A 22786-nucleotide genomic window follows, 5' to 3' on the forward strand; every position below is an offset into this window, starting at 1 on the left:
CCCCCCCCCCCCCCCCCCCCCCCCCCCCCCCCCCCCCCCCCCCCCCCCCCCCCCGCTACCCGCGCATGCTGCGGCTTCAGCCCTGCCCGGCGAACACCCGCTCCAGCACCTCGGACAGCTCATCTTCCGAGAACGGTTTGGTGATGTAGGCCTTGGCGCCCTGGCGCATGCCCCACATACGGTCGGTGTCCTGGTCCTTGGTGGTCACCAGGATCACCGGGATGTGCCGGGTCGCCTCGTCGCGGGCGAGGGTGCGGGTCGCCTGGAAACCGTTGAGGTTGGGCATGACCACGTCCATCAGCACCAGATCGGGCAGCTCGGCACGGGCGGCTTCCACCCCGGCGGCGCCATCTGTGGCGGTCAGGATCTGGTGCCCGAGCTTCTCGACGATGCGCTGTATCCCCAACAGCTGCGACGGTGAGTCGTCGACGATCAGAATGCGTGCCATGTTGTTCCCCAGGTAATGCCCGCAGTGTAGTGCGGGCGGATTACCGGCGGGAGGGCGGCGCCTGCCGTCCGTCGCCTGCCTGCAACGTTCAGTCGATCCGTACCACCGTGCGTCCCAGCGAGCCGCCGGCCAGCATGCGCTCGAACACCTCCGGCAGCGCCTCCAGGCCGACTTCCGCCGTACAGATCTGCTGCAGATGCTGCGGCTTCCAGTCGTCGCCCAACCGCGCCCAGACGGTTTCGCGCAGGGCGCGTGGCGCGTTGGCCGAAGAAACGCCCAACAGCGATACGCCACGCAGGATGAAGGGCATCACCGTCATGTCCAGCTTCGGGCTGGCGGCGAGGCCCGCGCTGACCACGCTGCCGTAGGGCACGGTCTGCGCCAGCAGGCTGGCCAGCATGTCGCCGCCGGCATTGTCCAGGCCCCCGCCGAAGCGCCCGGTCTGCAACGGGCCGGTATCGGCCAACGCCTCGCGTGGCAGAACCTCGCTGGCGCCGATGTCGCGCAGGAAGCGGGCCTGCTCCGGCTTGCCGCTGACGGCGTGCACGGTATAGCCGGCGCGGCTGAAGATCGACAGCGCCAGGGCACCCACGCCACCGCTGGCGCCGGTCACCGCCAGCGGGCCCAGATCCGGGGTCTGCCGATTGTCCTGCAGGCGCAGCAGCGCCAACGCGGCGGTGAAACCGGCCGTGCCCAGCACCATCGCCTCGCGCGGGCTGAGCCCGGGCGGCTGCGCGATCACCGCACTCGACTCCAGCCGCACGTACTGGCTGTAGCCGCCGTCGCGGGTTTCGCTCAGGCCGCAGCCGGTGGCCAGCACGGCGTCGCCCTCGCGCCAGGCCGGGTCGGTGGAGGCCACGACCGTACCGGCCACATCGATGCCGCCCACCAGCGGGAAGCGGCGCAGGATCCGGCCCTTGCCGGTGCCGGCCAGGGCGTCCTTGTAATTGACCGAGGACCACCGGGCGCGGATCAGCACCTGCCCGGGGTTGAGGTCGTCGACCCCCAGCCGGGTCAGTCCGCTGCGGTAGCCGGCGTCGTCGCTTTCGATGCGGAAGGCGGTGAACGGGGTGGTGGGGACCATCGGCGTGCCTGACTTCGAGGAAAACGCCACCTTACCCCGTTCGCCCCCTTTCGATCCTGCCGATCCGCCCCATCTTGTATGATCGGTGATGGTTCACGGCTGGCGCCGCGGGAAGGGCCCGCGCCGCAGCCCATATCTTGATGGAGCGTGCATGGCCTGGAATACACCCGGCGGCAACAAGGGCGGACAAGGCCCCGAGGACAATCGACGCGGGCCGTTCGGGTCGCGCGGCGGTGGCAATGGTGGTGGCTGGGGCGGGCTGCCCGGGCCGTTGAAGGATCTGTTCGATGGCGGCATCGTCCGCTGGGTGGTGGCAGCCCTGGTGCTGCTGGTGCTGTTCTCCAGCTTCCAGCTGATCGGCGAGCAGCAGCGTGGCGTGGTGCTGCGCTTCGGCCAGTTCTCGCGCATCCTGCAGCCCGGACCGAACTTCAAGCTGCCGTGGCCGATCGAGTCGGTCACCAAGGTCAACGCGACCGAGATCAAGACCTTCTCGATCCAGGTTCCGGTGCTGACCCGCGACGAGAACATCGTCAACGTGTCGTTGAACGTCCAGTACCGCATCGATGATCCGCAGCAGTACCTGTTCGGCACGGTCGATGCCAACCAGGTGCTGGAACAGTCGGCCCAGAGTGCCGTGCGCGAGGAAGTCGGCCGTGCCGATCTCAACGCCGTGCTGAACAACCGTGGCCCGCTGGCCGCGGCTGCCGAGGAGCGCCTGCAGGCGCTGCTGCGCGCGTTCAAGACCGGCCTGACCGTCACCGGCCTGACCCTGCAGGACGCCCGTCCGCCGGAGGAAGTGAAGCCGGCCTTCGACGAGGTCAACGGTGCGCAGCAGGTCAAGGAACGCCTGATCAACGAAGCCCAGGCCTACGCTGCCAAGGTCGTGCCGGAAGCACGAGGCCAGGCCTCGCGCGCCCGTACCACTGCCGAAGGCTACAAGCAGGCCGTGGTGTCCAAGGCCGAGGGTGATGCACAGCGCTTCAGCCTGCTGCAGGCCCAGTACAAGGATGCGCCGGACGTGACCCGCAAGCGCCTGTGGCTGGAAACGGTGCAGCAGGTGCTGAGCGAGAACCGCAAGGTGATCGGCGGCGATGGCCGCCAGCTGATCTATGTGCCGATGACCGGCGATACCCGTCCTGCGACGTCGGCCTCTGGCGTGCCGAATCCGGAGGTGGTGATGCCTTCGTTGCCGGGTACCACGGCGGCGGAACCTTCCCGTGATCCGGGCCGGCCCACGGGCCGCCCGACCGGGCGACCGAGCGGCCGTGAGGAGGGCAGCCGATGAAGAGTCCAATCTGGATCGCCGTGATCGTGGCGGTGGTGCTGGGCCTGCTGGGCTCGGTGTACGTGGTCCGCGAGGACCAGACCGCCATGGTCCTGAACCTGGGCAAGGTAGTGCGCTCGGACATCAAGCCGGGCCTGCACTTCAAGCTGCCGATCGTGGAAACGGTGAAGGTCTTCGACCGCCGCTTCCAGGTGCTTGATACCGCCCCTGCGCGTTACTTCACCGCCGAGCAGAAGGACGTCAGCGTCGACTTCTTCGCGATCGGCTACATCTCCAACGTGGGTGACTACTTCCGTGCCACCGGCGGCGATCCGCGCATCGCCAATGCCCGCCTGGCACCGATCATCACCGACTCGCTGCGCAACCAGATCAACTCGCGCACCCTGCAGCAGCTGGTGTCCGGCGACCGCAGCGAGCTGATCGCCGAGCAGCTGAAGGGGATCAACGAGGCGGTGGCGGGGCTGGGCATGCAGATGATCGATCTGCGCATCAAGCAGGTCGATCTGCCGACCGACAGCCAGGTCATCAACGACGTGTATGAGCGCATGCGCGCCCAGCGCAAGCAGGAGGCCGCCAAGCTGCGCGCCGAAGGCGAGGAACAGTCGCTGACGATCCGCGCCCAGGCCGACCGCGACAGCACCGTGCTGATCGCCGAAGCCGAGCGTGATGCCCAGCGCCTGCGCGGTGAAGGTGATGCCGATGCCGCGCGCATCTATGGCAAGGCCGGTTCTGCCGATCCGGCGTTCTACGCCTTCTACCGCAGCCTGGAGGCCTACCGTGGCTCCATGACCGACGGCAACGGCGTGATCGTGCTCGACAAGAACGACCCGTTCCTGCAGTACCTCAAGAGCGATCGCTGAGGTCGCACGCACTACCCACGGGGCCCGGCCAGATGCCGGGCCCCGTGCCATTTCTGGAGTTCCCGATGAAAGACCTGTTCGCGGCCGTGTGCCTGGTCGCGGTGCTGGAAGGCCTGTTCCTGTTCGCGGCCCCGCTGGCCTGGAAGCGCATGGCCGAGCGCCTGCTGGACCTGCCTGGACCGGCCCTGCGCAGCTTTGGCGGCCTGATCCTGCTGGCCGGCCTGAGCCTGCTGTGGTGGGCACGGCATTAGCAGCGGGTCATATTCCTTTCCGCAGGAAAGGGATCTGACCCCGTTTCGGGCCCCTGACCGCTGGGTGAAGCCGTCCGTCGGAAAGGTGGCACCCGACCCCGGAAACCCGGATAATGCACAAAAGCCGGACGGGCCTCCCCCGTTCGGCTTTTTCCGTGTCTGGGCCATCCATCGCCGGCCGCTCCCCGTTTGGAGCCGCCATGACCGCGCTGGCCACCCCCGCCACGGTTTACCCGTCCGCGGCCCCGATGGCCGCAACAAATCGAGGAGCCCGTCATGGGTCAGTCTGTCGTAGTGTTGGGTGCCCAGTGGGGCGATGAAGGCAAGGGCAAGATCGTCGATCTGCTCACTGAGGAAATCGGCGCGGTCGTGCGCTTCCAGGGCGGCCACAATGCCGGCCACACGCTGGTCATCAACGGCAAGAAGACCGTCCTGCACCTGATCCCGTCCGGCATCCTGCGCGACGACGCACTGTGCCTGATCGGCAACGGCGTGGTGATCTCGCCGGCCGCGCTGCAGAAGGAAATCGCCGAGCTGGAAACCTCCGGCGTGGAAGTGCGTTCGCGCCTGAAGATCTCCCCGGCCGCGCCGCTGATCATGCCGTACCACATCGCCCTGGACCAGGCGCGCGAACGCGCTGCCGGCGGCAAGGCGATCGGCACCACCGGGCGTGGCATCGGCCCGGCCTACGAAGACAAGGTGGCACGTCGCGGCATCCGCATCGCCGACCTGCATTACCCCAAGCAGCTGGAAGAACTCCTGCGCACCGCGCTGGATTACCACAACTTCGTGCTGACCAAGTACCTCAACACCGACGCGATCGACTTCCAGAAGACCTACGACGAGGCACTTGCCTTCGGCGAGTACGTCGAGCCGATGAAGTCCGACGTCGCCGGCATCCTGCACGACCTGCGCAAGCAGGGTAAGCGCGTGCTGTTCGAAGGCGCGCAGGGCGCGCTGCTGGACATCGACCACGGCACCTATCCGTACGTCACCAGCTCCAACACCACCGTCGGCGGCGCACTGGCCGGCGCCGGCGTGGGTGCCGATGCGATCGACTACGTGCTGGGCATCGCCAAGGCCTATGCCACCCGCGTCGGCGGCGGTCCGTTCCCGACCGAACTGGACGATGAGATCGGCCAGGGCATCCGCGACCGCGGTGCCGAGTACGGCGCCTCGACCGGCCGTCCGCGTCGCTGCGGCTGGATGGATATCGTCGCGCTCAAGCGCGCCGTGGCCATCAACGGCATCAGCGGCCTGTGCATCACCAAGCTGGACGTGCTGGACGGCATGGAGAAGCTGAAGGTCTGCATCGCCTACGAATACCGCGGCAAGCGTACCGAGTACGCACCGCTGGACGCGCAGGGCTGGGAAGAGTGCACCCCGGTGTACCTGGAGTTCCCGGGCTGGAGCGAGAACACCCACGGCATCACCCAATGGGATGACCTGCCGCCGGCCGCACGCGCCTACCTGCGTTCGCTGGAGGAGCTGGCGGGCTGCCCGATCAGCATCGTCTCGACCGGCCCCGATCGCGACCACACCATGGTCCTGCAGGATCCGTTCGCCTGAGGTAGCGCCGGGCCATGTCCGGCGTGGTGGTAACGCTGTTCAATTGAAAAAAGAGCGCCGCGACTCCGTGTGGGGTCGCGGCGCTTCAGTTTGGGCCGGTTTCATCTGTCGGCGGTTGCGCTGTCAAGTGCAGCCACGGAAGCCGACACCATGGCCGCTCGCAAGACCCCGCCGTTCCATGTTGTTGAGCCCATCAACGACGACGCCAATCCCGCCGACGATCTCAGCACGTTCCAGGGCTGCCTCACCCGCATCCGTGACGGCGAGGGCTCCGATGGCATGTTGTGGCCGGAGGAGAACCTGTCCGACGGACGACGTCAGTCCTTGGCGCGGATCGACCGTGCGGCCGTGGGCATCCTCACCGCGGTGGAGATGCTGCATGCGGCCAACCGTTGCGCCACCATGGCGACGCCGCGCAGGCACCTGGACGAAGGTGGGGTGGAAGGGCTGTTCTTCGCCTGCCGCGAACTTGCCGAGCCGGTCTGCAGAGAAGTCAGGCCGGCCTGACGCCCTTCCGCATGTGCGATGCCTGGCCTCGCCATCTGGCGAGGTATCGGGTGGGTTCACGCGCTTCAGACTGACTTCCACGCTGGCGCGCGTTCGGACGTGCCGGGCTCCGGCATCACCCGCGCGCTGGAATCGGTTGAGTCCGCTGGAATTGCCGCCTCGTACTTCGGCTATAGGCGCGGCGACGCACGTCCGCGCGGGCGTTCCTGGCTGCGGCTGACCGTGCTGGAGGTCTGTGGCCGTTCTTCTTCTGGCAGCCCCTGGCACTGCTGTTACTGCTTGCTGGTGGCGGGCTGGCGACCGCCAGCATCGCGCTGCGGCGGTGGCGACGCCGGCAGCGCCGGGCCATGCCCGGCGGGGTACTTGTCAGATACCCAATACGGCTAGGATCGTGCCCAAATCGGGCATCACTGCGACTGGCTCTGCCACGCGGCACACGCGCTACCCTCCCGCCTGCAACAGCGGGTACGGATTGATCGATTCCCCCTTCCACCACTGCTTCTCCGGCCCCAGCACGTGCACTTCGAAATGCAGGTGCGGGGCCTCGGCGCTGGCGTTGCCGGTGCTGCCTACGTAGCCAATCACCTCGCCACGCTTGATCACCTGCTTTTCGGCCAGGCCATCGGCATAGCGTTGCAGGTGGGCGTAGTAGTAGCACCAGTGCCCGCTCGGCTCGAACTGGTAGATCGTCAGCCCCCCACGCTTGCTGTCGAACAGCTTTTCCACCGTCCCATCGGCCACTGCCAGTACCGGAGTTCCTGCGTCGGCCATGATGTCGATTGCATCATGCACGCGCCCTTCGCTGCGGGCATCGGTGAAGGTATCGCGCAGCTGCGAAGGCAGTACGCCCTGCACCGGCAGCAGCAGGCCGCTTGCCGCATCGGTGGCGCTGGACGGCGGCACCGCCGTGGGAGCCGCAGCGCCCACACGCGGCGTCGCAGCCGCAACCTCCGGCGCCGCAGCCACCGCAGGTGGTGCTGCAGGCCGGGCAACCGCTACTGGCTCACCCGCATCGCGGCGCAGCCACCAGCCCATTCCCACACCCACCAGCACGCCCAGCACGATCAACTGCGAAAGTCGCATCGGCTCACTCCTGCATAACCACGGGGACGGAGGTATCCACCGCATCGGCCACGCGCAGTGCATCCCAGTTGGTCATGCGCACGCAGCCATGCGATTCAGTCTTGCCGACATGCCCGGGTACCGGCGTTCCGTGCAGGCCATAGTGGGGTTTGGACAGATCGATCCAGACCCGGCCGACCGGATTGTTCGGACCGGGCGGCAGCGTGGCCTTCTTCTCGCCTTTGCGCGCATCCCAGAACAGCTTGGGGTTGTAGTGGAACGGCGGGTCGCGATGGACGCCGAGAATCTTCCATTCACCGATCGGCAGCGGATCGTGCTGGCTGCCGGACGAAACCGGCACCTGTGCGATCACCTTGCCCTGCGCATCCAGCAACTGAAGAGTGGAATCGGACTTGTCGACCACCATCTTCGCCGCCTTCGGCAATGTCGCGGGGGCGATGTTGGGCACCTGGATACGGCTGCCGGCCTTGGCCAGATCGACGCCGGGGTTGAGCAACTTCAGAAGGGCAGGGGACGCGTGGAAGCGTTCACCGAGCGCTTCCTCGACGCTGCTGTAACCCAGCGACTTCAGCTTTGCCTGTGCGGCGGGTTTCTTGGGAATGGACTGGAACGGACCGGCAACATCCTCGGCCGTCAGCGTGTAGCTGGCCAGCGGCGCGATCGTCTCGGCCTGGAGAGCCTCCCAGGTGCTGTCGTCCAGCTCTCCGCTCACCGTCAGGCCGTGTGCCGCCTGGAAGCCGGCCACGGCCCGATGCTGGTTGCTGCCGACTTCACCGTCGATCTCGCCCGGGGAGAAATTGGCGCGATCCAGCAACACTTGGGCGTGCAGCGGCGAGCGGGCTGCTGTATCGGGTACGGCCTTCTCGGCAATGGGCTCCGGCAGCTGGGCCGGCGGCGGTACCTGCGCGAAGGCGGGCGAGACCAGCAAGGACAGGGCGAGCAGGGCGGGGCGGTACACGGGCATGAAGATCTCCGGCAGATGGCAACTCCACCCTGCCCGCAGAGGCTGCGCAGCCTCCGTGAAAGCAACCTGATGCCGGCATGAGCAGGGCAGCCCCGGCGTGGCTCAGGCCCTTGTCGCAGAAGTACGGGGCGGGGCCTCACCAAGGTGAACGGCTGCCGACGCCCGTGCTTGTTGCCGATCAAGATTGCCGGTGGCGCGGCCGATACGGGCGCATCCCCCCGTTTTGGATGTACCCATGGATTACTTGAGGAATGTCAGGGTTGCCTGGCGTCTTGGGCTGGGCTTTGGCCTGTTGCTGCTGCTGGTCGCGGCCGTGGTGGCCACCGGCGCCACCGCCAGTGTCGTGCAGAAGCGCGCGATGCAGCAGGTGGTCGACGTCAGTGTGGCCAAGGTACGCCTGCTGTCGCAGATGCTCGATGCCAACAACCAGATGATGGTAGTGCGCCGCGAAATGCTGATCCGCCAGGGCGAAGACCGCGGCAGCGACGAGAAGCGCATTGCCGAACTGGTCAAGCGCTACGAGGCGGATTGGTCCGCCTATCAGGCACTGCCGGGCGATGCAGAGGGCAAGGCCATCGCTGAAACCATCGCGGCCAAGCGCGCCCTTGCGCGCCCGCTCAACAAGCAGACCAGCGAACTGATGGAGCAGGGCGACTACCCCGCTGCCGTGGCACTGACCCTGGGGCCGGTGCAGGAAGCGGCCAACGGCTGGAACAAGGCGTTGTCCGAGGGAGTCGACTTCGAAGAGAAGGAAAGCCGCGAGGCCGCCGCCGAGGCGATCCGCCTGGGTGAACGCAGTCTGCTGCAGTTGCTGGTGCTGGGAGGCGTGGCCCTGCTGGTCGGCATTGCCGCCTCGGTGATGATCGGTCGCAGCCTGACCGGTCCGCTGGCACGCGCGGTGAACCTGGCCGAGCGCCTGTCCAAGGGCCAGCTGGACCAGGAATTCCGCCTCGGCGGCCGTGACGAGTTGACCCGGCTGGGTGAGGCGATGGCCAGCGTGCGGCAGAGCGTGCAGGCCGCCATCGGGGCGCAGATGCACATGGCCGAGCAGCACGAGGCGGGTGCGATCCGCTACCGCATGGACGCCAGTGCGTTTCCGGGCGATTTCGGGCGCATGGTGCAGGCCACCAACAGCCTGGTGGAATCACACGTGCAGGTGGAACTGCTGATGGCCGAGGTCATGCAGCGCTATGCCATCGGCGACCTCAGCCGCGACCTTCCGGACTATCTCGGCGAGAAGGGTACGCTGACCCGCACCCTGGCCGCAGTGAAACAGAGCCTGCTGGCAGTCAACACCCAGATTGACGACCTGGTCCGCGCGGCGCGCGCCGGAGATTTCAGCGTGCGTGGGGATGCCAGTGCGTTCCAGTATCAGTTCAGGGCGATGGTCGAGCAGCTCAACGGCATGATGGCCAGTTCGCAGGCCAGCATCGCCGACGTCTCCGATGTGCTGCGCGCGGTCTCCGGGGGCGACCTCACTGCGCGCATGGACGGTCACTACGACGGTGTGTTCGCCCGCATGCGCGACGATGCCAACACCACCACGGCCCAGCTGACCGGCATCGTGCGCGGCATCCAGGACGCTGCCGACAGCATCAACACTGCCGCGCAGGAGCTCGCCGCCGGCAACAGCGACCTGTCCCGCCGTACCGAACAGCAGGCCGCCAACCTGGAAGAAGCGGCGGCATCGATGGAAGAACTCACCTCGACCGTCCGCCAGAATGCCGAGCTGGCCCGCCAGGCCGACAGCGAGGCACACGCTGCCGGCGCGGCGGTGCGGGCCACCGAACAGGCAATGGCACAGATGGCGTCTGTGATGGGAGAGATCGATCAGTCCTCGGCGCGCATCTCGGAAATCTCCACGGTCATCGATGGCATCGCCTTCCAGACCAACATCCTGGCCTTGAACGCTGCGGTGGAAGCTGCCCGCGCGGGTGAGCAGGGCCGCGGCTTTGCCGTGGTCGCCAGTGAAGTGCGCACGCTGGCGCAGCGTGCGGGCATCGCCGCCAAGGAGATCAAGGAACTCATCGAAGAGGCGGCAGGCAAGGTTCAGAGCGGTCTGGCGGTCACGGTCGAGTCGGAAGCGGCCATTGCCCGCTTGGCACAGGCCAGCGCACGCACCAACCAGCTGATGAGTGACATCGCTGCGGCGAGCAAGGAACAGGCGGCCGGCATCGAACAGGTCAATCAGGTGGTGGTGCAGATGGATCAGGTGACCCAGCAGAATGCCGCACTGGTGGAAGAAGCCACTGCCGCCAGCCGCGCGCTGGAAGAGCAGGCCAATGCGCTGACCGCGTCGGTCGCGGTGTTCCATATCGAGCAGAGCGGTGCAGTCCGCCCGGTGGCAGCACGCGCGGCCTGACCGTCGGCAGCCACCTGAAGGCACGGGCCGCCACGTGTTCGCGCGTGGTGGCCGGTCAGTCCTGCATGCGGCGGATGCGGCCGTCCTCGATCTTCCAGATCACGTCCTTACCCGTGGAGACGTACAGCGGCGAGCGGGCCCACAGGCTCCAGAACACATGGATCTCGGTCGGTGTCGGGTCCTGCAGATGGGTGATGAACATCGCCGCACCGGGTGGCGCACGCTTCAGCTGGATGCAGCTGTGGGTGAAGGCGCGGCGGGAGACGATCCGACCGTGGGCGATGTCGAGACGATGCGTGCCGCCCAGCGGAACTACGGCAGGATCGGTGGTGGCGGGCAGCAGGTAGACCGTCCACGCATCGGCGGCCGTACCGGGCGCCGGAAGAACCACGCTGTTGTAGGTCTGCGCGCAGGCGTCGAAGGCGCTGTTCAACGCCAGCGCCCGTGCGGCGGCAGCGCCGGCCTGGTAGGTCGTTGGCGCCGCTGGAACATCCAGAGTCTCGGTTGCGCCGGTCATCCTTCCCTGCGCGTCGGTGGCGGCCCTATACAGGACCACTGCGCCGTCGCCGATCATGCTGACTTCGTAGTGGCTGCCGCGCTGTTCGGTTATCCAGCCCCTTACCCGGGTGTCGCCGCGCATGCCCTGTTCGAGCAGGGCGTCGGTTGCGCGCTCGGCCGCCAGGTCGTGCTCGAACATCTGCCGGCCACGCGCTTCAGCCTGTGCGACGGCCTGCGCGGTACCCACATCGTCCGCTGGGGCGGCGGGAGCCCGCGCATTGCCGGAAACGGCCGGTGACGCGGCGCACAGCCACGCCAGCAGCCCCAACATGCCAGTCCATCGTTTCATGGCCCTTTCCTCCGCTCTGCGCCCTGCGGCACCGTGGAGTATGCCGCAGGCCGGTGGTCTACCGCGCGCCACCTTTTTCGGCGATGCTCGCTGAAAAGGGGAGCGGGCATGGACAACAGGGAACCGGAAGGGACCTATGGCGATGTGCCGCGGGTGCAGGGCATCGAGGTGGCTGCGGCGCCACCGGAGCCGGAAGCAGCGACCGACTGGTCGATGCTGCCGCTGACCCGTGGTGATGATGACTCGGCGGTGATGCAGGCGCTGTCCCGCATGCGCCGTGAGCCGGCACTGCTGTTCACCACTGCCTATCTGCTGGTGTCGCTGCTGGGGCTGTGGTGCAGCTTCTGGTTCTACCGGGGATTCGAGCTGTCGATTCTGGATTACCTGCAGCCCAGCGATTTCCTGGTGGCCGGCATCCGTGACCCGGCCTATGCACTGCTGCTGGCTGCGGGCGTGCTGCTGGTGCTGCTGGTGAGCTGGCCGGAAACGCTACGGATGCGCAATGCGGCCAAGCTCGAGCAACTGCGCGCACGCAACTGGGCATGGCGGGCGGTGCTCATGCGCTCGGTACTGACCAGCTGGGAGGGCGTAGGTCTGCGGCCGCTGACGGCGATGACCCTGGCCGTGGCCGCTTTCATGGCCATCGGCGCGGCCAACTACGTGCAGGTGCGGGGGCAGCAGATCCGCAACGAGGGACGTGGGGAAGTGATCCGCCTGCAGTTGAACGGCGACGCGGCGCCCTTGCCCGGCACCGCGCGCCTGCTGGGCTCCAGCAGCGCATTCCTGTTCGTCTGGTGGCCGCAGCAGCGACGGGCCGAAGCGATTCCGATCGCTGCGGTGCGCAAGCTGCAGGCGGTGGCCGTGGCGGCACCCGCGCCCAAGGGCCGGGCCGCCGATTGACTGAGCCGTGGCGCCGCCGGGTGCTGATGCTGCCCGGCGTGCGCCACGTCACCGTGCAGGGCCGCAGGCATCGTGTGCCCGCTGCGCTGCCGGGTGCATCTCAACCGCCTGCGCGGGTGCGCGCCGCCTTCTTCGCGGCGGTCGAGCGTGCCGCCTTCTTTGCCGCCCGGGTTGCCGCTGCCTTCTTTGCGGCTGCACTGCGCGTGCTGGCGGTGGACTTCTTCGCGGGCGCTTTCTTCGCGGCAGTCTTCTTTGCGGCCTTCTTCGCCGGTGCTTTTCCCGCAGTGCTCTTCGTTGCGGCCTTCTTTGCCGGTGCCTTCTTCGCCGCCTTCTTCGCAGTCTTCTTGGCGCCCTTGCGGGCACTGCCACTGCGCTTGCCTCCGCCATCCTGCTTGTTCACGGTGGCCCACGCGATGCGCTCGGCGGTGCTCTCACTGGCACCACGCTCGCGCTCGCTTTCCTCGATGTGTTCGGCCTGGCGCTTTTGCTTGTCGGTATAGGCGGATTTGTCTCCACGGGGCATGACACGTCTCCTTGCAGGCGATGGGGGTGAGGCCGTCAGGCCAGTTGCCGCAGCTTCGGTTCGCGGGCCCACTGGCGGGTGGCGGCGACGGCGAGGAAAGCGCCGGCATCGCCCGCGTCGACGATGCCTGCATCCTTGCCCACGCGCGCCGCCTTGAGCAGCACCCGGCCTCCTTCATCGCTGCCGATGGCCTTCAGGTGTGCCCACGCGGTGCTGGCAAATTCCAGCCCCGCACTGTCGCTGGACAGCCGCTTGCCGGCCTCCTCGCTGAGCACGATCGCGACCGCATCGAACACCGCCGATGGAGTCCCCGCCAGTTGCCCGTCGGCCGCTTGCAGCTTGCCGTTGCTCAGGGTGGCGCCGCCCACCTTGGGAGCCACCAGCTTCACCGCGGCGCCGGCCTTCTCTGCGGCCTTGCGCAGGCTGCTGATGACACCGGCATCGGAGCCTTCATCAAACAGGATGCCGATGCAGCGCCCTTGCAGGGTGGGTTTGTTGCGGCCGATCACGCGGACTTCCGGTGCGGGGGGCATGTCCTGTGCCGGCGTAGCAGTGGGCGCCGGGTCGGGCAGGGCGGGCAGCGCCAGTCCTTCCGCCACCCGCTGCGCGAGGGTTTCGTCGATGTTGCGCAGGTGGCTGACGGTACGCACCCGCACCTTCAGCGTTTCCACCTTGGACAGCTCGAACACCAGCGCCGAGGCCAGATGGGCCTGCTCGGGTGCTTCCAGGCTGCGGAAGAACATCCGTGCCTGGCTGTAATGGTCGGCGAAGCTCTCGGCACGCGTGCGCCCCTTGCGGCCGTCATCCGCGCTGGCATGGCTGCGGAATCCGGCCGGTGTCTCGCGCGGGCTGTCGTCCTCCAGCGAACTGGGGTCGTAGGCCACGCGGCCCTTGGGCACCTGCATCTGCATATGCCCATCGCGCTGGTGGTTGGCAAACGGGCACTTTGGCGCATTCACCGGGATCTGGTGGAAGTTGGGCCCGCCCAGGCGGATCAGCTGGGTATCCAGGTAGGAGAACAACCGGCCCTGCAGCAGCGGGTCGTTGCTGAAGTCGATGCCGGGCGGCACGTTGGCCGGGCAGAAGGCCACCTGCTCGGTTTCGGCGAAGAAGTTGTCCGGCCAGCGATCCAGCACCATGCGCCCGATCACCTTCAGCGGCACCAGCGATTCGGGAATGATCTTGGTCGGGTCCAGGTGATCGAACGGAAATGCGTCGGCCTCCTCTTCCGTGAACAGCTGCACGGCCAGTTCCCATTCGGGGAAGTCGCCACGCTCGATCGCCTCGAACAGGTCGCGCCGATGGAAATCGTTGTCCGCGGCCTGCAGCTTCAACGCCTCGTCCCACACCGTGGACTGGATGCCCAGCTTCGGCCGCCAGTGGAATTTGACGAAGGTGGAGTCGCCGGCCTCGTTCAACAGGCGGAAGCTGTGCACGCCGAAGCCTTCGATCATGCGCAGCGAGCGTGGAATGGCGCGGTCGCTCATCGCCCACATGATCATGTGCATCGATTCGGGCATCAACGAAATGAAGTCCCAGAACGTGTCGTGCGCGCTCGCTGCCTGCGGGAACGCGCGGTCCGGTTCCATCTTCACCGCATGCACCAGGTCGGGAAACTTCATTGCGTCCTGGATGAAGAACACCGGGATGTTGTTGCCCACCAGGTCCCAGTTGCCTTCAGGGGTGTAGAACTTCACCGCGAAACCCCGCACGTCGCGGGGGGTGTCGACCGACCCGGCACCGCCGGCCACGGTGGAAAAGCGGGTGAACACCGGAGTCTTCTTTCCGACTTCGCCAAGGATGCGTGCACGGGTGTACTTGGCCAGCGAGTGAGTGAGTTCGAAATAGCCGTGGGCGGCGCTGCCGCGGGCATGCACGATGCGCTCCGGGATGCGCTCATGGTCGAAGTGGGTGATCTTCTCGCGGAGGATGAAATCCTCCAGCAGGGTGGGGCCTCGTGGGCCCTGGCGCAGCGAGTTCTGGTTGTCGGCGACGGGGATGCCCTGGGCCGTGGTCATCGGGGGGTGCGTGCCGCTGGCGTGCAGGTGCAGTTCGTCGCCGTCGCCACGGCGATGGTCGGGGGAGGGGGCGGGTGCGCGCTTGCCGGTGGGCTTGCTGGCGGCCATGGGTCCAGGTCCTGTAGCGGGGAAGTCAACCTCTACCCTCGCGCGCCAGACGTTAAGCCCCGGTCCCGCGCAGGTGATCGCGCGGACAAGGGCGCCTCGGCTATGCTTGGCGCATGCGAGTCGAGCCTGCCGACATCGAAGCCCTGTTCGACGCCATCCCGGACGTGCTGTTCTTCATAAAGGACCGCCAGGGCCGTTACACCCACGTCAACCAGACCATGCTGCGGCGGCTGGGCCTGCGCGCGCGCAAGGACGTGATCGGGCGTACCGCGGCCGAGATCTACCCGACCGGCCTCAGTGCGGACTACGTCGACCAGGACGCACGCGTGCTGTCCGGCGAGGTGATCGAGAACCTGATGGAGCTGCACCTGTTCGCCAACCGCGAGCCGGGCTGGTGCCTGACCTGCAAGCGGCCGCTGGTGGTCGACGGCAGCATCGAGGGCCTGATCGGCATCTCGCGCGACCTGGGCCAGAAGGACAGCCTGGGCACCCAGTACGAGCAGCTGCGGCTGGCCCTGGCCCATCTCAACGCGCACTACGCCGAGAACGTGCGCATGCAGACGTTGCTGGACATCACCGGGTTCTCGCTGTCCAAGCTGGAGCGCAGCTTCCGCAAGGTGTTCCAGATGACCCCGCAGCAGGTGCTGACGCGGCTGCGGATCCAGATGGCCATGCATCTGCTGCATGGCGACGACAGCATCGCCTGCATCGGCCAGGCCTGCGGGTTCAGTGACCAGAGCGCGTTCACCCGCAAGTTCAAGGCCGAAACCGGTTTCTCGCCGCGCGCCTACCGCGCCCGCATCGGCGAGCCGGCGCTGGCCTGAGCGGCCTGCTGCACTGTGCCTATCCCCACAGGTGCGGGACAGGGTAAGGTGACGCCCCTGTAGCCGCCGCCCACTCCTGCCGATGCCCGCCAGCCCCGTTACGCCTGCCTCGCCCTCCCGCCTGGGCCATTCGCTCAAGCCACGCCAGCTGATCATGATGGGGTTGGGCAGCGCCATCGGCGCGGGCCTGTTCCTGGGGTCCGGTGTGGGCGTACAGGCGGCCGGCCCGGCGGTGCTGGTGTCGTACCTGGTGGCCGGCGCACTGGTGATCATCGTGATGAACGCACTGGGCGAAATGGCGGCGGCCAAGCCGACCAGCGGCGCGTTCTCGGTCTATGCCGCCGACGCCATGGGCGCCACGGCAGGGGCCACTGTCGGCTGGCTCTGGTGGGTACAGCTGGTGATCGTGATCGCCGCCGAGGCCGTGGGAGCGGCGGGCCTGCTGGCCACGGTCTGGCCTGCCATTCCGGTGCCGATGGCCGCCCTGGCGTTCATGCTGTTCTTCACCGCGATCAACCTGCTGGGGGTCAGGAATTTCGGTGAGTTCGAGTTCTGGTTCGCCATTCTCAAGGTGGTGGCGATCCTGGCGTTCATCGCCATCGGTTTCGCGCTGCTGATGGGCTGGCTACCGCAGGTGTCCTCTCCGGGACTGAGCAACTTCACCGCACACGGCGGTTTTGCACCGCAGGGCCTGGCCGGTATCGGCGCAGCCCTGCTGGTGGTGGTGTTCGCCTTCGGCGGCACCGAGATCGTGGCCGTTGCCGCGGCCGAGACCGAGGATCCCGAGCGCAGCATCGCCCGCGCCATCCGCACCGTGGCCTGGCGCATCCTGGTGTTCTACATCGGCTCGCTGAGCGTGATCATCGCCGTGGTGCCGTGGACCAGCGAAGCGCTGAAGTCGCCGTTCGCCGCGGTGCTGGATGCGGCCCGCATTCCGGGGGCGGGCACGGCCATCACGCTGATCGCAGTGATCGCCCTGCTGTCGGCCCTCAACGCCAACCTCTACGGCGCGTCGCGGATGATGTATTCGCTGGCGCAGCGCCGCGAGGCACCGGCCGTGCTGGGCTGGACCGACCCGCGGCAGGTGCCGGTGATCGCCGTTCTGGCCAGCGTGCTGTTCGGGTTTGCCGCGACGGTGATGGAACTGCTGTTCCCGGACAAGGTGCTGCCGGTACTGCTGAACATCGTTGGCTCGACCTGCCTGCTGGTGTGGACGCTGTCGCTGCTTTCTCAACTGGTGCTGCGCCGCCGTGCGGACCGCCTCGGCTCGCGCCTGCCGTTCCGCATGGCCGGTTTCCCGTGGCTGACCTGCTGCGCCCTGGCGATCCTGGCACTGATCTTCGGCCTGCTGCTGAGCGAGGCGCATACGCGCCTGCAGTTCCTGTCGATGGTGGCCCTGACCGCCACGATCGCGGCCGGCAGTGCCATCGCGCGCCGCATGCGCGAGGCCTGATCCGTACAGCCGAGCGTGGGCTCGGCTCTACAGCGGGCATACATCCCGCGTGCCATCCTGTTCGCGGGGCCGTCATCGGCCCGCTGAACTGGAGCACCCCATGCTGCGCAGTCGTCCGTTCCTGATGTTCACCGGCCAGGCCGAGGCGGCCCTGGCCCTGTACGCCGAGGCGTTCGCCGATTTCCGGCTGCTTGCCCTGCAACGCCATCCCGACGGCGCAGGGGCGGGAGTGCCCGGCCAGGTGCGGCAGGCGACCTTCATGCTCGGCGGCACCAACTATCTGTGCTTCGACAGCCTGGATGTGCACGACTTCACCTTCAGTCCGTCGATCTCGCTGTTCGTCGAGTGCGGTGGCGCCGAACAGTTCGAGCGCGCGGCGCGCGTGCTGGGCGAGGGCGGGCACTGGCTGATGCCGGTGGGCGACTACGATTTCAGCAATCGCTACGGCTGGGTGCAGGACCGGTTCGGTGTGTCCTGGCAGTTGAGCCTGGGGCAGATGCCGGATCCGTGATCGGTTCAGCCGCTGCGCTCGTCGGGCATGGCCCGGCGCTACCGTAAACGAAAACGGCCCGCTTGCGCGGGCCGTTCCGTCAATCACGCTTCGACTTCATCGTCCTTGTAGGCGTCGACCGGGATGCAGGCGCACATCACGTTCTTGTCGCCGTAGACGTTGTCGACGCGGGCCACCGGCGGCCAGTACTTCTGCAGCTTCAGGCTGGGCAGCGGGAAGGCGGCCAGCTCGCGCGGGTAGACGTGGGTCCACTCGCTGGCCGTCACCGCGGTGGCGGTGTGCGGCGCGTTCTTCAGCGGATTGTCCTCGCGGTCCAGGCGGCCATCCTCGATCGCACGGATTTCCTCGCGGATCTGGATCATGGCGTCGATGAAGCGGTCCAGCTCATGCAGCGACTCGCTTTCGGTGGGCTCGACCATCAGCGTGCCGGCCACCGGGAAGCTCAGCGTCGGCGCGTGGAAGCCGAAGTCGATCAGGCGCTTGGCCACGTCCTCGGCGCCGATGCCGCTGCTCTTCTCCAGCGGGCGCACATCGAGGATGCACTCATGCGCCACCAGGCCGTTGCGGCCGGTGTACAGCGTCCTGAAGTGCGGCGCCAGGCGCTTGGCGATGTAGTTGGCATTGAGCTGCGCGACCTGGGTCGCCTTGCGCAGGCCTTCGCGGCCCATCATCGCGATGTACATCCAGCTGATCGGCAGGATCGAGGCGCTGCCGAAGCTGGCGGCGCTGACCATGCCGACGGGGCCGTTGTCACCCAGCTTGCCCGGCAGGAACGGGGCCAGGTGCGCCTTGACCGCGCACGGGCCGACGCCCGGGCCGCCGCCGCCGTGCGGGATGCAGAAGGTCTTGTGCAGGTTCAGGTGGGAAACGTCCGAACCCCACTTGCCCGGCTTGGCCACGCCGACCAGGGCGTTCATGTTGGCACCGTCGGTGTACACCTGGCCGCCGTGCTTGTGGATGATCTCGCAGATCTCGACCACCTCCTCCTCGAACACGCCGTGCGTGGACGGGTAGGTCATCATGATCGCGGCCAGGCGGTCGCTGTACTTCTCGGCGTTGAGGCGGATGTCCTCGACATCGACGTTGCCGTTGGCATCGGTCTTGGTGACCACCACCTTCATGCCGCACATCTGTGCCGAGGCCGGGTTGGTACCGTGGGCCGAATCCGGAATCAGGCAGATGTCGCGATGCTCCTCACCACGCGAGCGGTGGTAGGCGCGGATCGCCAGCAGGCCGGCGTACTCGCCCTGTGCACCCGAGTTCGGCTGCAGGCTGACCGCATCGTAGCCGGTGCATTCGACCAGCATCGCTTCCAGCGACTCGATCAGTTCCTTGTAGCCCAGTGCCTGGTCGGCCGGCACCAGCGGATGGATCTGCGAGAACTCCGGCCAGGTCACCGGGATCATCTCGGCGGTGGCGTTGAGCTTCATGGTGCACGAGCCCAGCGGGATCATCGTGCGGTCCATCGCCAGGTCCTTGTCGGCCAGTGAACGCAGGTAGCGCAGCAGTTCGTGCTCGCTGTGGTGCGTGTTGAACACCGGATGGGTCAGGAACGCGGACTGGCGCAGCAGCCCGGCCGGCAGCGCGTCGGCGGTGCTGGCATCCAGCGCATCCACATCGGCTTGGGCACCGAAGACGGCGGCCAGCGCAACCACATCGGCGCGGGTGGCGGTCTCGTCCAGGCTGATGCCGACCGAGTCGCTGTCGATCGCGCGCAGGTTGTAGCCGGCGGCGCGCGCCTTGGCGTGGATCTCATCGGCGCGCACACCGGTGACGTGCAGGGTGTCGAAGAAGTCGCCAGCAACCTGCACGCCGGCCTTGCGCAGTGCGGCGGCCAGGATCGCGGCCAGGCGGTGCGTGCGGCGGGCGATGCGGGTCAGGCCTTCCGGACCGTGGTAGACGGCGTACATCGAGGCCATCACCGCCAGCAGGACCTGTGCGGTACAGATGTTGGAGGTGGCCTTCTCGCGGCGGATATGCTGCTCGCGGGTTTGCAGGGTCAGGCGGTAGGCCGGGTTGCCCTGCGCATCGATCGAGACGCCGATCAGGCGGCCGGGCATCGAGCGCTTGTAGGCATCGCGGCAGGCCATGAACGCCGCGTGCGGGCCACCGAAGCCGAACGGCACGCCGAAACGCTGGCTGTTGCCGACCACGATGTCCGCGCCCCATTCGCCCGGTGCGGCGAGCAGGGTCAGCGCCAGCAGATCGGTGGCCACGGCGACCAGGCCGCCGCGTGCATGCACGGCCTCGACCAGTGCCCGGTAGTCGGCCACCTGGCCGAACGTATCCGGGTACTGCAGCAGCACGCCGAAGCTGTCCGCTTCCAGCGCTTCGGCCGGGGTGCCGACGCGCAGCACGATGCCCATGGGCTCGGCGCGGGTGCGCAGCAGCTCCAGGGTCTGCGGGTGCACGGCATCATGCACGAAGAAGGTGTCCGACTTCGACTTGGCCGAACGCTTGGCCAGGGTCATCGCTTCGGCCGCTGCGGTGGCTTCGTCCAGCAGCGAGGCGTTGGCGATCTCCATGCCGGTCAGGTCGGCGCACAGGGTCTGGAAGTTGATCAGCGCTTCCATGCGGCCCTGCGAGATCTCTGCCTGGTACGGGGTGTAGGCGGTGTACCAGGCCGGGTTTTCCAGGATGTTGCGCAGGATCACGTTCGGCGTGTGGGTGCCGTAATACCCCTGGCCGATGAAGCTGCGCAGCACGGTGTTCTTGTCGGCGATCGCGCGGATCTTCGCCAGCGCCTCCACTTCGGTGATCGACTCCGGCAGCGCCAGCGCTGCCGGCGACTTGATCTTGGCCGGCACGATGGCATCGGTCATCGCATCCAGCGACGCGTGGCCGACGACGTCGAGCATCTGCGCGATCTCGGCGTCGTTGGGGCCGATATGGCGCTCGACGAACGCACTGTGGTGCTCGAGCTCACGCAGGGAAGGGGTGTTCTGGGACATGGCGAAGGATCCGTCAGGAAAGGGCACACGCACGGGCACAAGCCGCCGGATGGCGGGCTGCGGGGCGCCCCTCTGTCCTTTTGCCTGAGAGTTTGGAAGCGCGGCTGGCCGCAGCTTCGTGCCCCTTCGGCGCCGGATCGAACCGGTCTCTCCAGAGTTGTGTTGCGGGTGGTATCGGGCCTGAGCGATTACGGGCGTTGCGCCTTCGGCAGCGGTGTTCCGCTTCTCCCACCGTGTTGCCCGCCGATTATAGCCGGTTATGGCCTGCTGCCGGGGCCGCCCGGGCAGGGCCGGCGCCTGAATGGCCGATGGCCCGGGGCGTGCGTTTTGTGCGGTGCTGCATGGCATCGGGCGCATTCCCCGCCTATGATGGGCGGATACCCGAATTCATCTGGCGCCGTCCCTGCTGCAGCGGGACCGGCGCCCGCCGTGCGTGCCGCGCATGGCCTTGCCGGACACCGTTCACATGACCGCCGCTGTTGCTCCGTCCACCCGTCGCATGGCCCTGCTGCTCGCGGGCCTGGCCATGTTCGGCCCGTTCTCCATCGACACCATTTTCCCGGCCTTCCCGCAGCTGGCCCAGCGCCTGTCGGTGGATGAGGTGGCCGTCCAGCAGACCATCAGCGTCTACCTGCTGTTCTATGGCCTGATGAGCCTGGCGCACGGGCCGCTGTCCGATGCCTGGGGCCGCAAGCGGGTGATTCTCGGCGGCCTGGTGGTGTTTGCCGGGGCCTCGGTCGGCTGCGCGCTGTCCACTGACCTGCCGACCCTGCTGGCGTTCCGCGCGCTGCAGGGCCTGTCGGCGGGCGTGGGCATGATCGTCGGCCGCGCGGTGATCCGTGACCTGTACCACGGCCATGACGCCCAGCGGTTGATGAGCCAGGTCTCGATGCTGTTCGGCATCGCGCCGGCCATCGCCCCGATCATCGGTGGCTGGATTCTGCTCAGCGGTGCCGGCTGGCCGCTGATCTTCTGGTTCCTCGTGGTGTTCTCGCTGGTGCTGCTGGTGGCCACCGCGCGCTTCCTGCCGGAAACGCATCCGCCGGAGGCGCGGGTACCGCTGTCGCCGCGCGCATTGCTGCGTGACTATGTGCGCATCGGCTTCAACCCGCGTTTCCTGCGCCTGGCACTGGCCGGCAGCATCGGCTTCGGCGGCATTTTCCTGTACATCGCGTCCGCGCCGGTGTTCGTGATGCAGCACCTGCATCTGGGCGAAGGCGACTTCGCCTGGCTGTTCATTCCCACCATCGGTGGCATGACGGCCGGCGCGTTCCTGTCCGGGCGCATGGCCGGGCACACCACGCCGACCCGGCAGGTGACCATCGGCTTCTCCCTGTGCGCGCTGTCGACACTGCTCAACGTCGGCTACGTGGTGCTGGCGCCGCAGGTCGCGCTGCCGTGGGCGGTACTGCCCATTTTCCTGGGCGGCATGGGCATGGCGCTGATCTTCCCGATCCTGGCGCTGGCCGTGCTCGACATGTATCCGCACCAGCGCGGCCTGGCCTCGTCGCTGCAGGCCTTCGCGCAGCTGATGGTCAGCACCGTGGTGGCCGGCGTCGTGTCGCCCCTGCTCAGTGCCAGCCCGCTGCATCTGGCGCTGGGCCAGGCCGGCTTCTTCGCCGCCGGGTTTGTGTTCTGGTACTGGGAGCATCTGCGCGAGCGCACCGCCCGGGCGACCTGCACGGAGGCGTGAGCCCACGGCGGCGACGGCTCGCGGGCTGCGTCGCGGCGCGCGCCAGGCGACGTGAAGCGGCGCAACGGCCGGGGTGCGTTATCCTTGCGCCCCCCACGCAGCGGTAGCGCCCATGTCCATCTCCTCCAAGATCCGCCGCGACCAGCGCCGCCGCAAGGAAGCGCAGGCCGCCAGCCGCGCCGCTGCGCAGGCTTCGCCCGTGGAGCCGCACGCCGAGCTGCGCGACCCGCAGCGCACCCTGCTGGCCGGTATCGTCCGTCGCGACGGCGAGTGGGTACTGGGCATGGATGGCCGCATTGCCGGGCAGACCCACAGCGCGGCACACGTGCTGGCGATGATCATGCAGGCGGGCGAGCTGCATGAGCGCAGCGGCACCCCGGTGCGACTGATGTACTCCGACGCGCTGCGCGACGCCGCGCAGGCCGAAGCGCAGGCACAAGGGCAGACGTTCGAGGAATTCAAATCCGCGCTGGCCGCGCAGCTAGCCGCGAAGAAGGGGTAGCGCCGGGCCATGCCCGGCGAACGCAGCGGTGCGATCAAGGCCG

At 67.7% G+C, this 22786-nt stretch carries 20 protein-coding genes, 1 pseudogene and 1 riboswitch; of the genes and pseudogenes, 13 read left to right on the top strand and 8 right to left on the bottom strand.

What is annotated here, in order from left to right; all coding sequences use genetic code 11:
• Positions 1-76: 76 nt before the first annotated feature.
• Both pilH and AC06FB_RS18140 read right to left on the bottom strand, forming a co-directional pair.
• Positions 77-448: a twitching motility response regulator PilH gene (pilH, locus tag AC06FB_RS18135; protein ID WP_053518630.1), complete on the bottom strand. Its 372-nt coding sequence runs from the start codon at positions 446-448 to the stop codon at positions 77-79.
• 88 nt (positions 449-536) lie between these two features.
• Positions 537-1532, bottom strand: a complete 996-nt coding sequence (locus AC06FB_RS18140; RefSeq protein WP_053518628.1) for a YhdH/YhfP family quinone oxidoreductase — start codon at positions 1530-1532, stop codon at positions 537-539.
• A 151-nt stretch (positions 1533-1683) separates the two neighbouring features.
• On the opposite strand from AC06FB_RS18140, the gene hflK reads away from it, so the two are divergent.
• From hflK to AC06FB_RS18170, 6 genes and pseudogenes are all read left to right on the top strand, one after another.
• Positions 1684-2817 carry an FtsH protease activity modulator HflK gene (gene hflK / locus AC06FB_RS18145; RefSeq protein WP_053518625.1) on the top strand — a complete coding sequence of 378 codons (1134 nt, stop codon included), beginning with the start codon at positions 1684-1686 and terminating at the stop codon, positions 2815-2817.
• Positions 2814-3677, top strand: coding sequence for a protease modulator HflC (hflC, locus tag AC06FB_RS18150; protein ID WP_053518623.1), 864 nt, complete (start codon positions 2814-2816; stop codon positions 3675-3677). Before hflK ends, hflC begins: the two co-directional genes overlap by 4 nt.
• Positions 3678-3742: 65 nt before the next feature.
• Positions 3743-3928 carry a DUF2065 domain-containing protein gene (locus AC06FB_RS18155; protein ID WP_053518621.1) on the top strand — a complete coding sequence of 62 codons (186 nt, stop codon included), beginning with the start codon at positions 3743-3745 and terminating at the stop codon, positions 3926-3928.
• Between the two features lie 276 nt (positions 3929-4204).
• On the top strand, positions 4205-5497 hold the full coding sequence (locus AC06FB_RS18160) for an adenylosuccinate synthase (RefSeq protein ID WP_053518619.1): 1293 nt from the start codon (positions 4205-4207) through the stop codon (positions 5495-5497).
• 150 nt (positions 5498-5647) lie between these two features.
• The gene (locus AC06FB_RS18165) at positions 5648-6004 is read left to right on the top strand and encodes a hypothetical protein (protein WP_262218594.1); all 357 of its coding nucleotides are present in this window, start codon (positions 5648-5650) and stop codon (positions 6002-6004) included.
• A 72-nt stretch (positions 6005-6076) separates the two neighbouring features.
• Positions 6077-6339, top strand: a pseudogene (locus tag AC06FB_RS18170) (hypothetical protein); the annotation flags it as partial.
• A 106-nt stretch (positions 6340-6445) separates the two neighbouring features.
• Here the strand turns inward: AC06FB_RS18170 and AC06FB_RS18175 are convergent.
• Positions 6446-7087, bottom strand: coding sequence for a M23 family metallopeptidase (locus AC06FB_RS18175; protein ID WP_065182645.1), 642 nt, complete (start codon positions 7085-7087; stop codon positions 6446-6448).
• Between the two features lie 4 nt (positions 7088-7091).
• Entirely contained in the window at positions 7092-8051 is a 960-nt protein-coding gene (locus tag AC06FB_RS18180) for a L,D-transpeptidase family protein (protein ID WP_478053962.1), read from the bottom strand.
• A 235-nt stretch (positions 8052-8286) separates the two neighbouring features.
• Here AC06FB_RS18180 and AC06FB_RS18185 point away from each other — a divergent pair, with 235 nt between their 5' ends.
• Positions 8287-10413, top strand: a complete 2127-nt coding sequence (locus AC06FB_RS18185) for a methyl-accepting chemotaxis protein (RefSeq protein WP_478053963.1) — start codon at positions 8287-8289, stop codon at positions 10411-10413.
• Between the two features lie 55 nt (positions 10414-10468).
• Here AC06FB_RS18185 and AC06FB_RS18190 read toward each other — a convergent pair whose 3' ends face one another.
• On the bottom strand, positions 10469-11260 hold the full coding sequence (locus AC06FB_RS18190; protein WP_128988004.1) for a hypothetical protein: 792 nt from the start codon (positions 11258-11260) through the stop codon (positions 10469-10471).
• A 108-nt stretch (positions 11261-11368) separates the two neighbouring features.
• Here AC06FB_RS18190 and AC06FB_RS18195 point away from each other — a divergent pair, with 108 nt between their 5' ends.
• Positions 11369-12160: a hypothetical protein gene (locus AC06FB_RS18195; RefSeq protein ID WP_262218597.1), complete on the top strand. Its 792-nt coding sequence runs from the start codon at positions 11369-11371 to the stop codon at positions 12158-12160.
• Positions 12161-12260: 100 nt separating this feature from the next.
• Here the strand turns inward: AC06FB_RS18195 and AC06FB_RS18200 are convergent, their stop codons facing one another.
• The gene (locus tag AC06FB_RS18200) at positions 12261-12683 is read right to left on the bottom strand and encodes a hypothetical protein (RefSeq protein WP_262218598.1); all 423 of its coding nucleotides are present in this window, start codon (positions 12681-12683) and stop codon (positions 12261-12263) included.
• Between the two features lie 35 nt (positions 12684-12718).
• Positions 12719-14809: a catalase gene (locus AC06FB_RS18205; RefSeq protein ID WP_262218599.1), complete on the bottom strand. Its 2091-nt coding sequence runs from the start codon at positions 14807-14809 to the stop codon at positions 12719-12721.
• A 113-nt stretch (positions 14810-14922) separates the two neighbouring features.
• On the opposite strand from AC06FB_RS18205, the gene AC06FB_RS18210 reads away from it, so the two are divergent.
• The 3 genes from AC06FB_RS18210 (at position 14923) to AC06FB_RS18220 (ending at position 17597) form a co-directional block, all read left to right on the top strand.
• Complete coding sequence (locus tag AC06FB_RS18210; protein WP_053519032.1) at positions 14923-15633, top strand: AraC family transcriptional regulator; 711 nt, start codon at positions 14923-14925, stop codon at positions 15631-15633.
• 82 nt (positions 15634-15715) lie between these two features.
• Positions 15716-17086, top strand: a complete 1371-nt coding sequence (locus AC06FB_RS18215) for an amino acid permease (protein ID WP_262218600.1) — start codon at positions 15716-15718, stop codon at positions 17084-17086.
• Positions 17087-17186: 100 nt separating this feature from the next.
• On the top strand, positions 17187-17597 hold the full coding sequence (locus AC06FB_RS18220; RefSeq protein ID WP_053519027.1) for a VOC family protein: 411 nt from the start codon (positions 17187-17189) through the stop codon (positions 17595-17597).
• A gap of 83 nt (positions 17598-17680) precedes the next feature.
• Here AC06FB_RS18220 and gcvP read toward each other — a convergent pair whose 3' ends face one another.
• Positions 17681-20548, bottom strand: a complete 2868-nt coding sequence (gene gcvP / locus AC06FB_RS18225) for an aminomethyl-transferring glycine dehydrogenase (protein ID WP_262218601.1) — start codon at positions 20546-20548, stop codon at positions 17681-17683.
• Between the two features lie 62 nt (positions 20549-20610).
• Positions 20611-20713: riboswitch (glycine riboswitch) on the bottom strand.
• Between the two features lie 301 nt (positions 20714-21014).
• Here gcvP and AC06FB_RS18230 point away from each other — a divergent pair.
• Together AC06FB_RS18230 and AC06FB_RS18235 are read left to right on the top strand one after the other, a co-directional pair.
• On the top strand, positions 21015-22241 hold the full coding sequence (locus AC06FB_RS18230; RefSeq protein ID WP_262218602.1) for a multidrug effflux MFS transporter: 1227 nt from the start codon (positions 21015-21017) through the stop codon (positions 22239-22241).
• Positions 22242-22353: 112 nt separating this feature from the next.
• Complete coding sequence (locus AC06FB_RS18235) at positions 22354-22743, top strand: hypothetical protein (protein ID WP_128988008.1); 390 nt, start codon at positions 22354-22356, stop codon at positions 22741-22743.
• Positions 22744-22786: the final 43 nt, after the last annotated feature.

The organism is Stenotrophomonas sp. Steno-C15 (assembly GCF_056393265.1).

What these genes read in the sequence shown, in the direction of transcription:
- AC06FB_RS18180 (WP_478053962.1), bottom strand. Translation starts at nt 8,051, where the DNA reads ATGCCCGTGTACCGCCCCGCCCTGCTCGCCCTGTCCTTGCTGGTCTCG.
- AC06FB_RS18235 (WP_128988008.1), top strand. Translation starts at nt 22,354, where the DNA reads ATGTCCATCTCCTCCAAGATCCGCCGCGACCAGCGCCGCCGCAAGGAA.
- AC06FB_RS18200 (WP_262218598.1), bottom strand. Translation starts at nt 12,683, where the DNA reads ATGCCCCGTGGAGACAAATCCGCCTATACCGACAAGCAAAAGCGCCAG.
- hflK (WP_053518625.1), top strand. Translation starts at nt 1,684, where the DNA reads ATGGCCTGGAATACACCCGGCGGCAACAAGGGCGGACAAGGCCCCGAG.
- hflC (WP_053518623.1), top strand. Translation starts at nt 2,814, where the DNA reads ATGAAGAGTCCAATCTGGATCGCCGTGATCGTGGCGGTGGTGCTGGGC.
- AC06FB_RS18175 (WP_065182645.1), bottom strand. Translation starts at nt 7,087, where the DNA reads ATGCGACTTTCGCAGTTGATCGTGCTGGGCGTGCTGGTGGGTGTGGGA.
- pilH (WP_053518630.1), bottom strand. Translation starts at nt 448, where the DNA reads ATGGCACGCATTCTGATCGTCGACGACTCACCGTCGCAGCTGTTGGGG.
- AC06FB_RS18230 (WP_262218602.1), top strand. Translation starts at nt 21,015, where the DNA reads ATGACCGCCGCTGTTGCTCCGTCCACCCGTCGCATGGCCCTGCTGCTC.
- gcvP (WP_262218601.1), bottom strand. Translation starts at nt 20,548, where the DNA reads ATGTCCCAGAACACCCCTTCCCTGCGTGAGCTCGAGCACCACAGTGCG.
- AC06FB_RS18215 (WP_262218600.1), top strand. Translation starts at nt 15,716, where the DNA reads ATGCCCGCCAGCCCCGTTACGCCTGCCTCGCCCTCCCGCCTGGGCCAT.
- AC06FB_RS18195 (WP_262218597.1), top strand. Translation starts at nt 11,369, where the DNA reads ATGGACAACAGGGAACCGGAAGGGACCTATGGCGATGTGCCGCGGGTG.
- AC06FB_RS18140 (WP_053518628.1), bottom strand. Translation starts at nt 1,532, where the DNA reads ATGGTCCCCACCACCCCGTTCACCGCCTTCCGCATCGAAAGCGACGAC.
- AC06FB_RS18210 (WP_053519032.1), top strand. Translation starts at nt 14,923, where the DNA reads ATGCGAGTCGAGCCTGCCGACATCGAAGCCCTGTTCGACGCCATCCCG.
- AC06FB_RS18190 (WP_128988004.1), bottom strand. Translation starts at nt 11,260, where the DNA reads ATGAAACGATGGACTGGCATGTTGGGGCTGCTGGCGTGGCTGTGCGCC.
- AC06FB_RS18185 (WP_478053963.1), top strand. Translation starts at nt 8,287, where the DNA reads ATGGATTACTTGAGGAATGTCAGGGTTGCCTGGCGTCTTGGGCTGGGC.
- AC06FB_RS18165 (WP_262218594.1), top strand. Translation starts at nt 5,648, where the DNA reads ATGGCCGCTCGCAAGACCCCGCCGTTCCATGTTGTTGAGCCCATCAAC.
- AC06FB_RS18220 (WP_053519027.1), top strand. Translation starts at nt 17,187, where the DNA reads ATGCTGCGCAGTCGTCCGTTCCTGATGTTCACCGGCCAGGCCGAGGCG.
- AC06FB_RS18160 (WP_053518619.1), top strand. Translation starts at nt 4,205, where the DNA reads ATGGGTCAGTCTGTCGTAGTGTTGGGTGCCCAGTGGGGCGATGAAGGC.
- AC06FB_RS18155 (WP_053518621.1), top strand. Translation starts at nt 3,743, where the DNA reads ATGAAAGACCTGTTCGCGGCCGTGTGCCTGGTCGCGGTGCTGGAAGGC.
- AC06FB_RS18205 (WP_262218599.1), bottom strand. Translation starts at nt 14,809, where the DNA reads ATGGCCGCCAGCAAGCCCACCGGCAAGCGCGCACCCGCCCCCTCCCCC.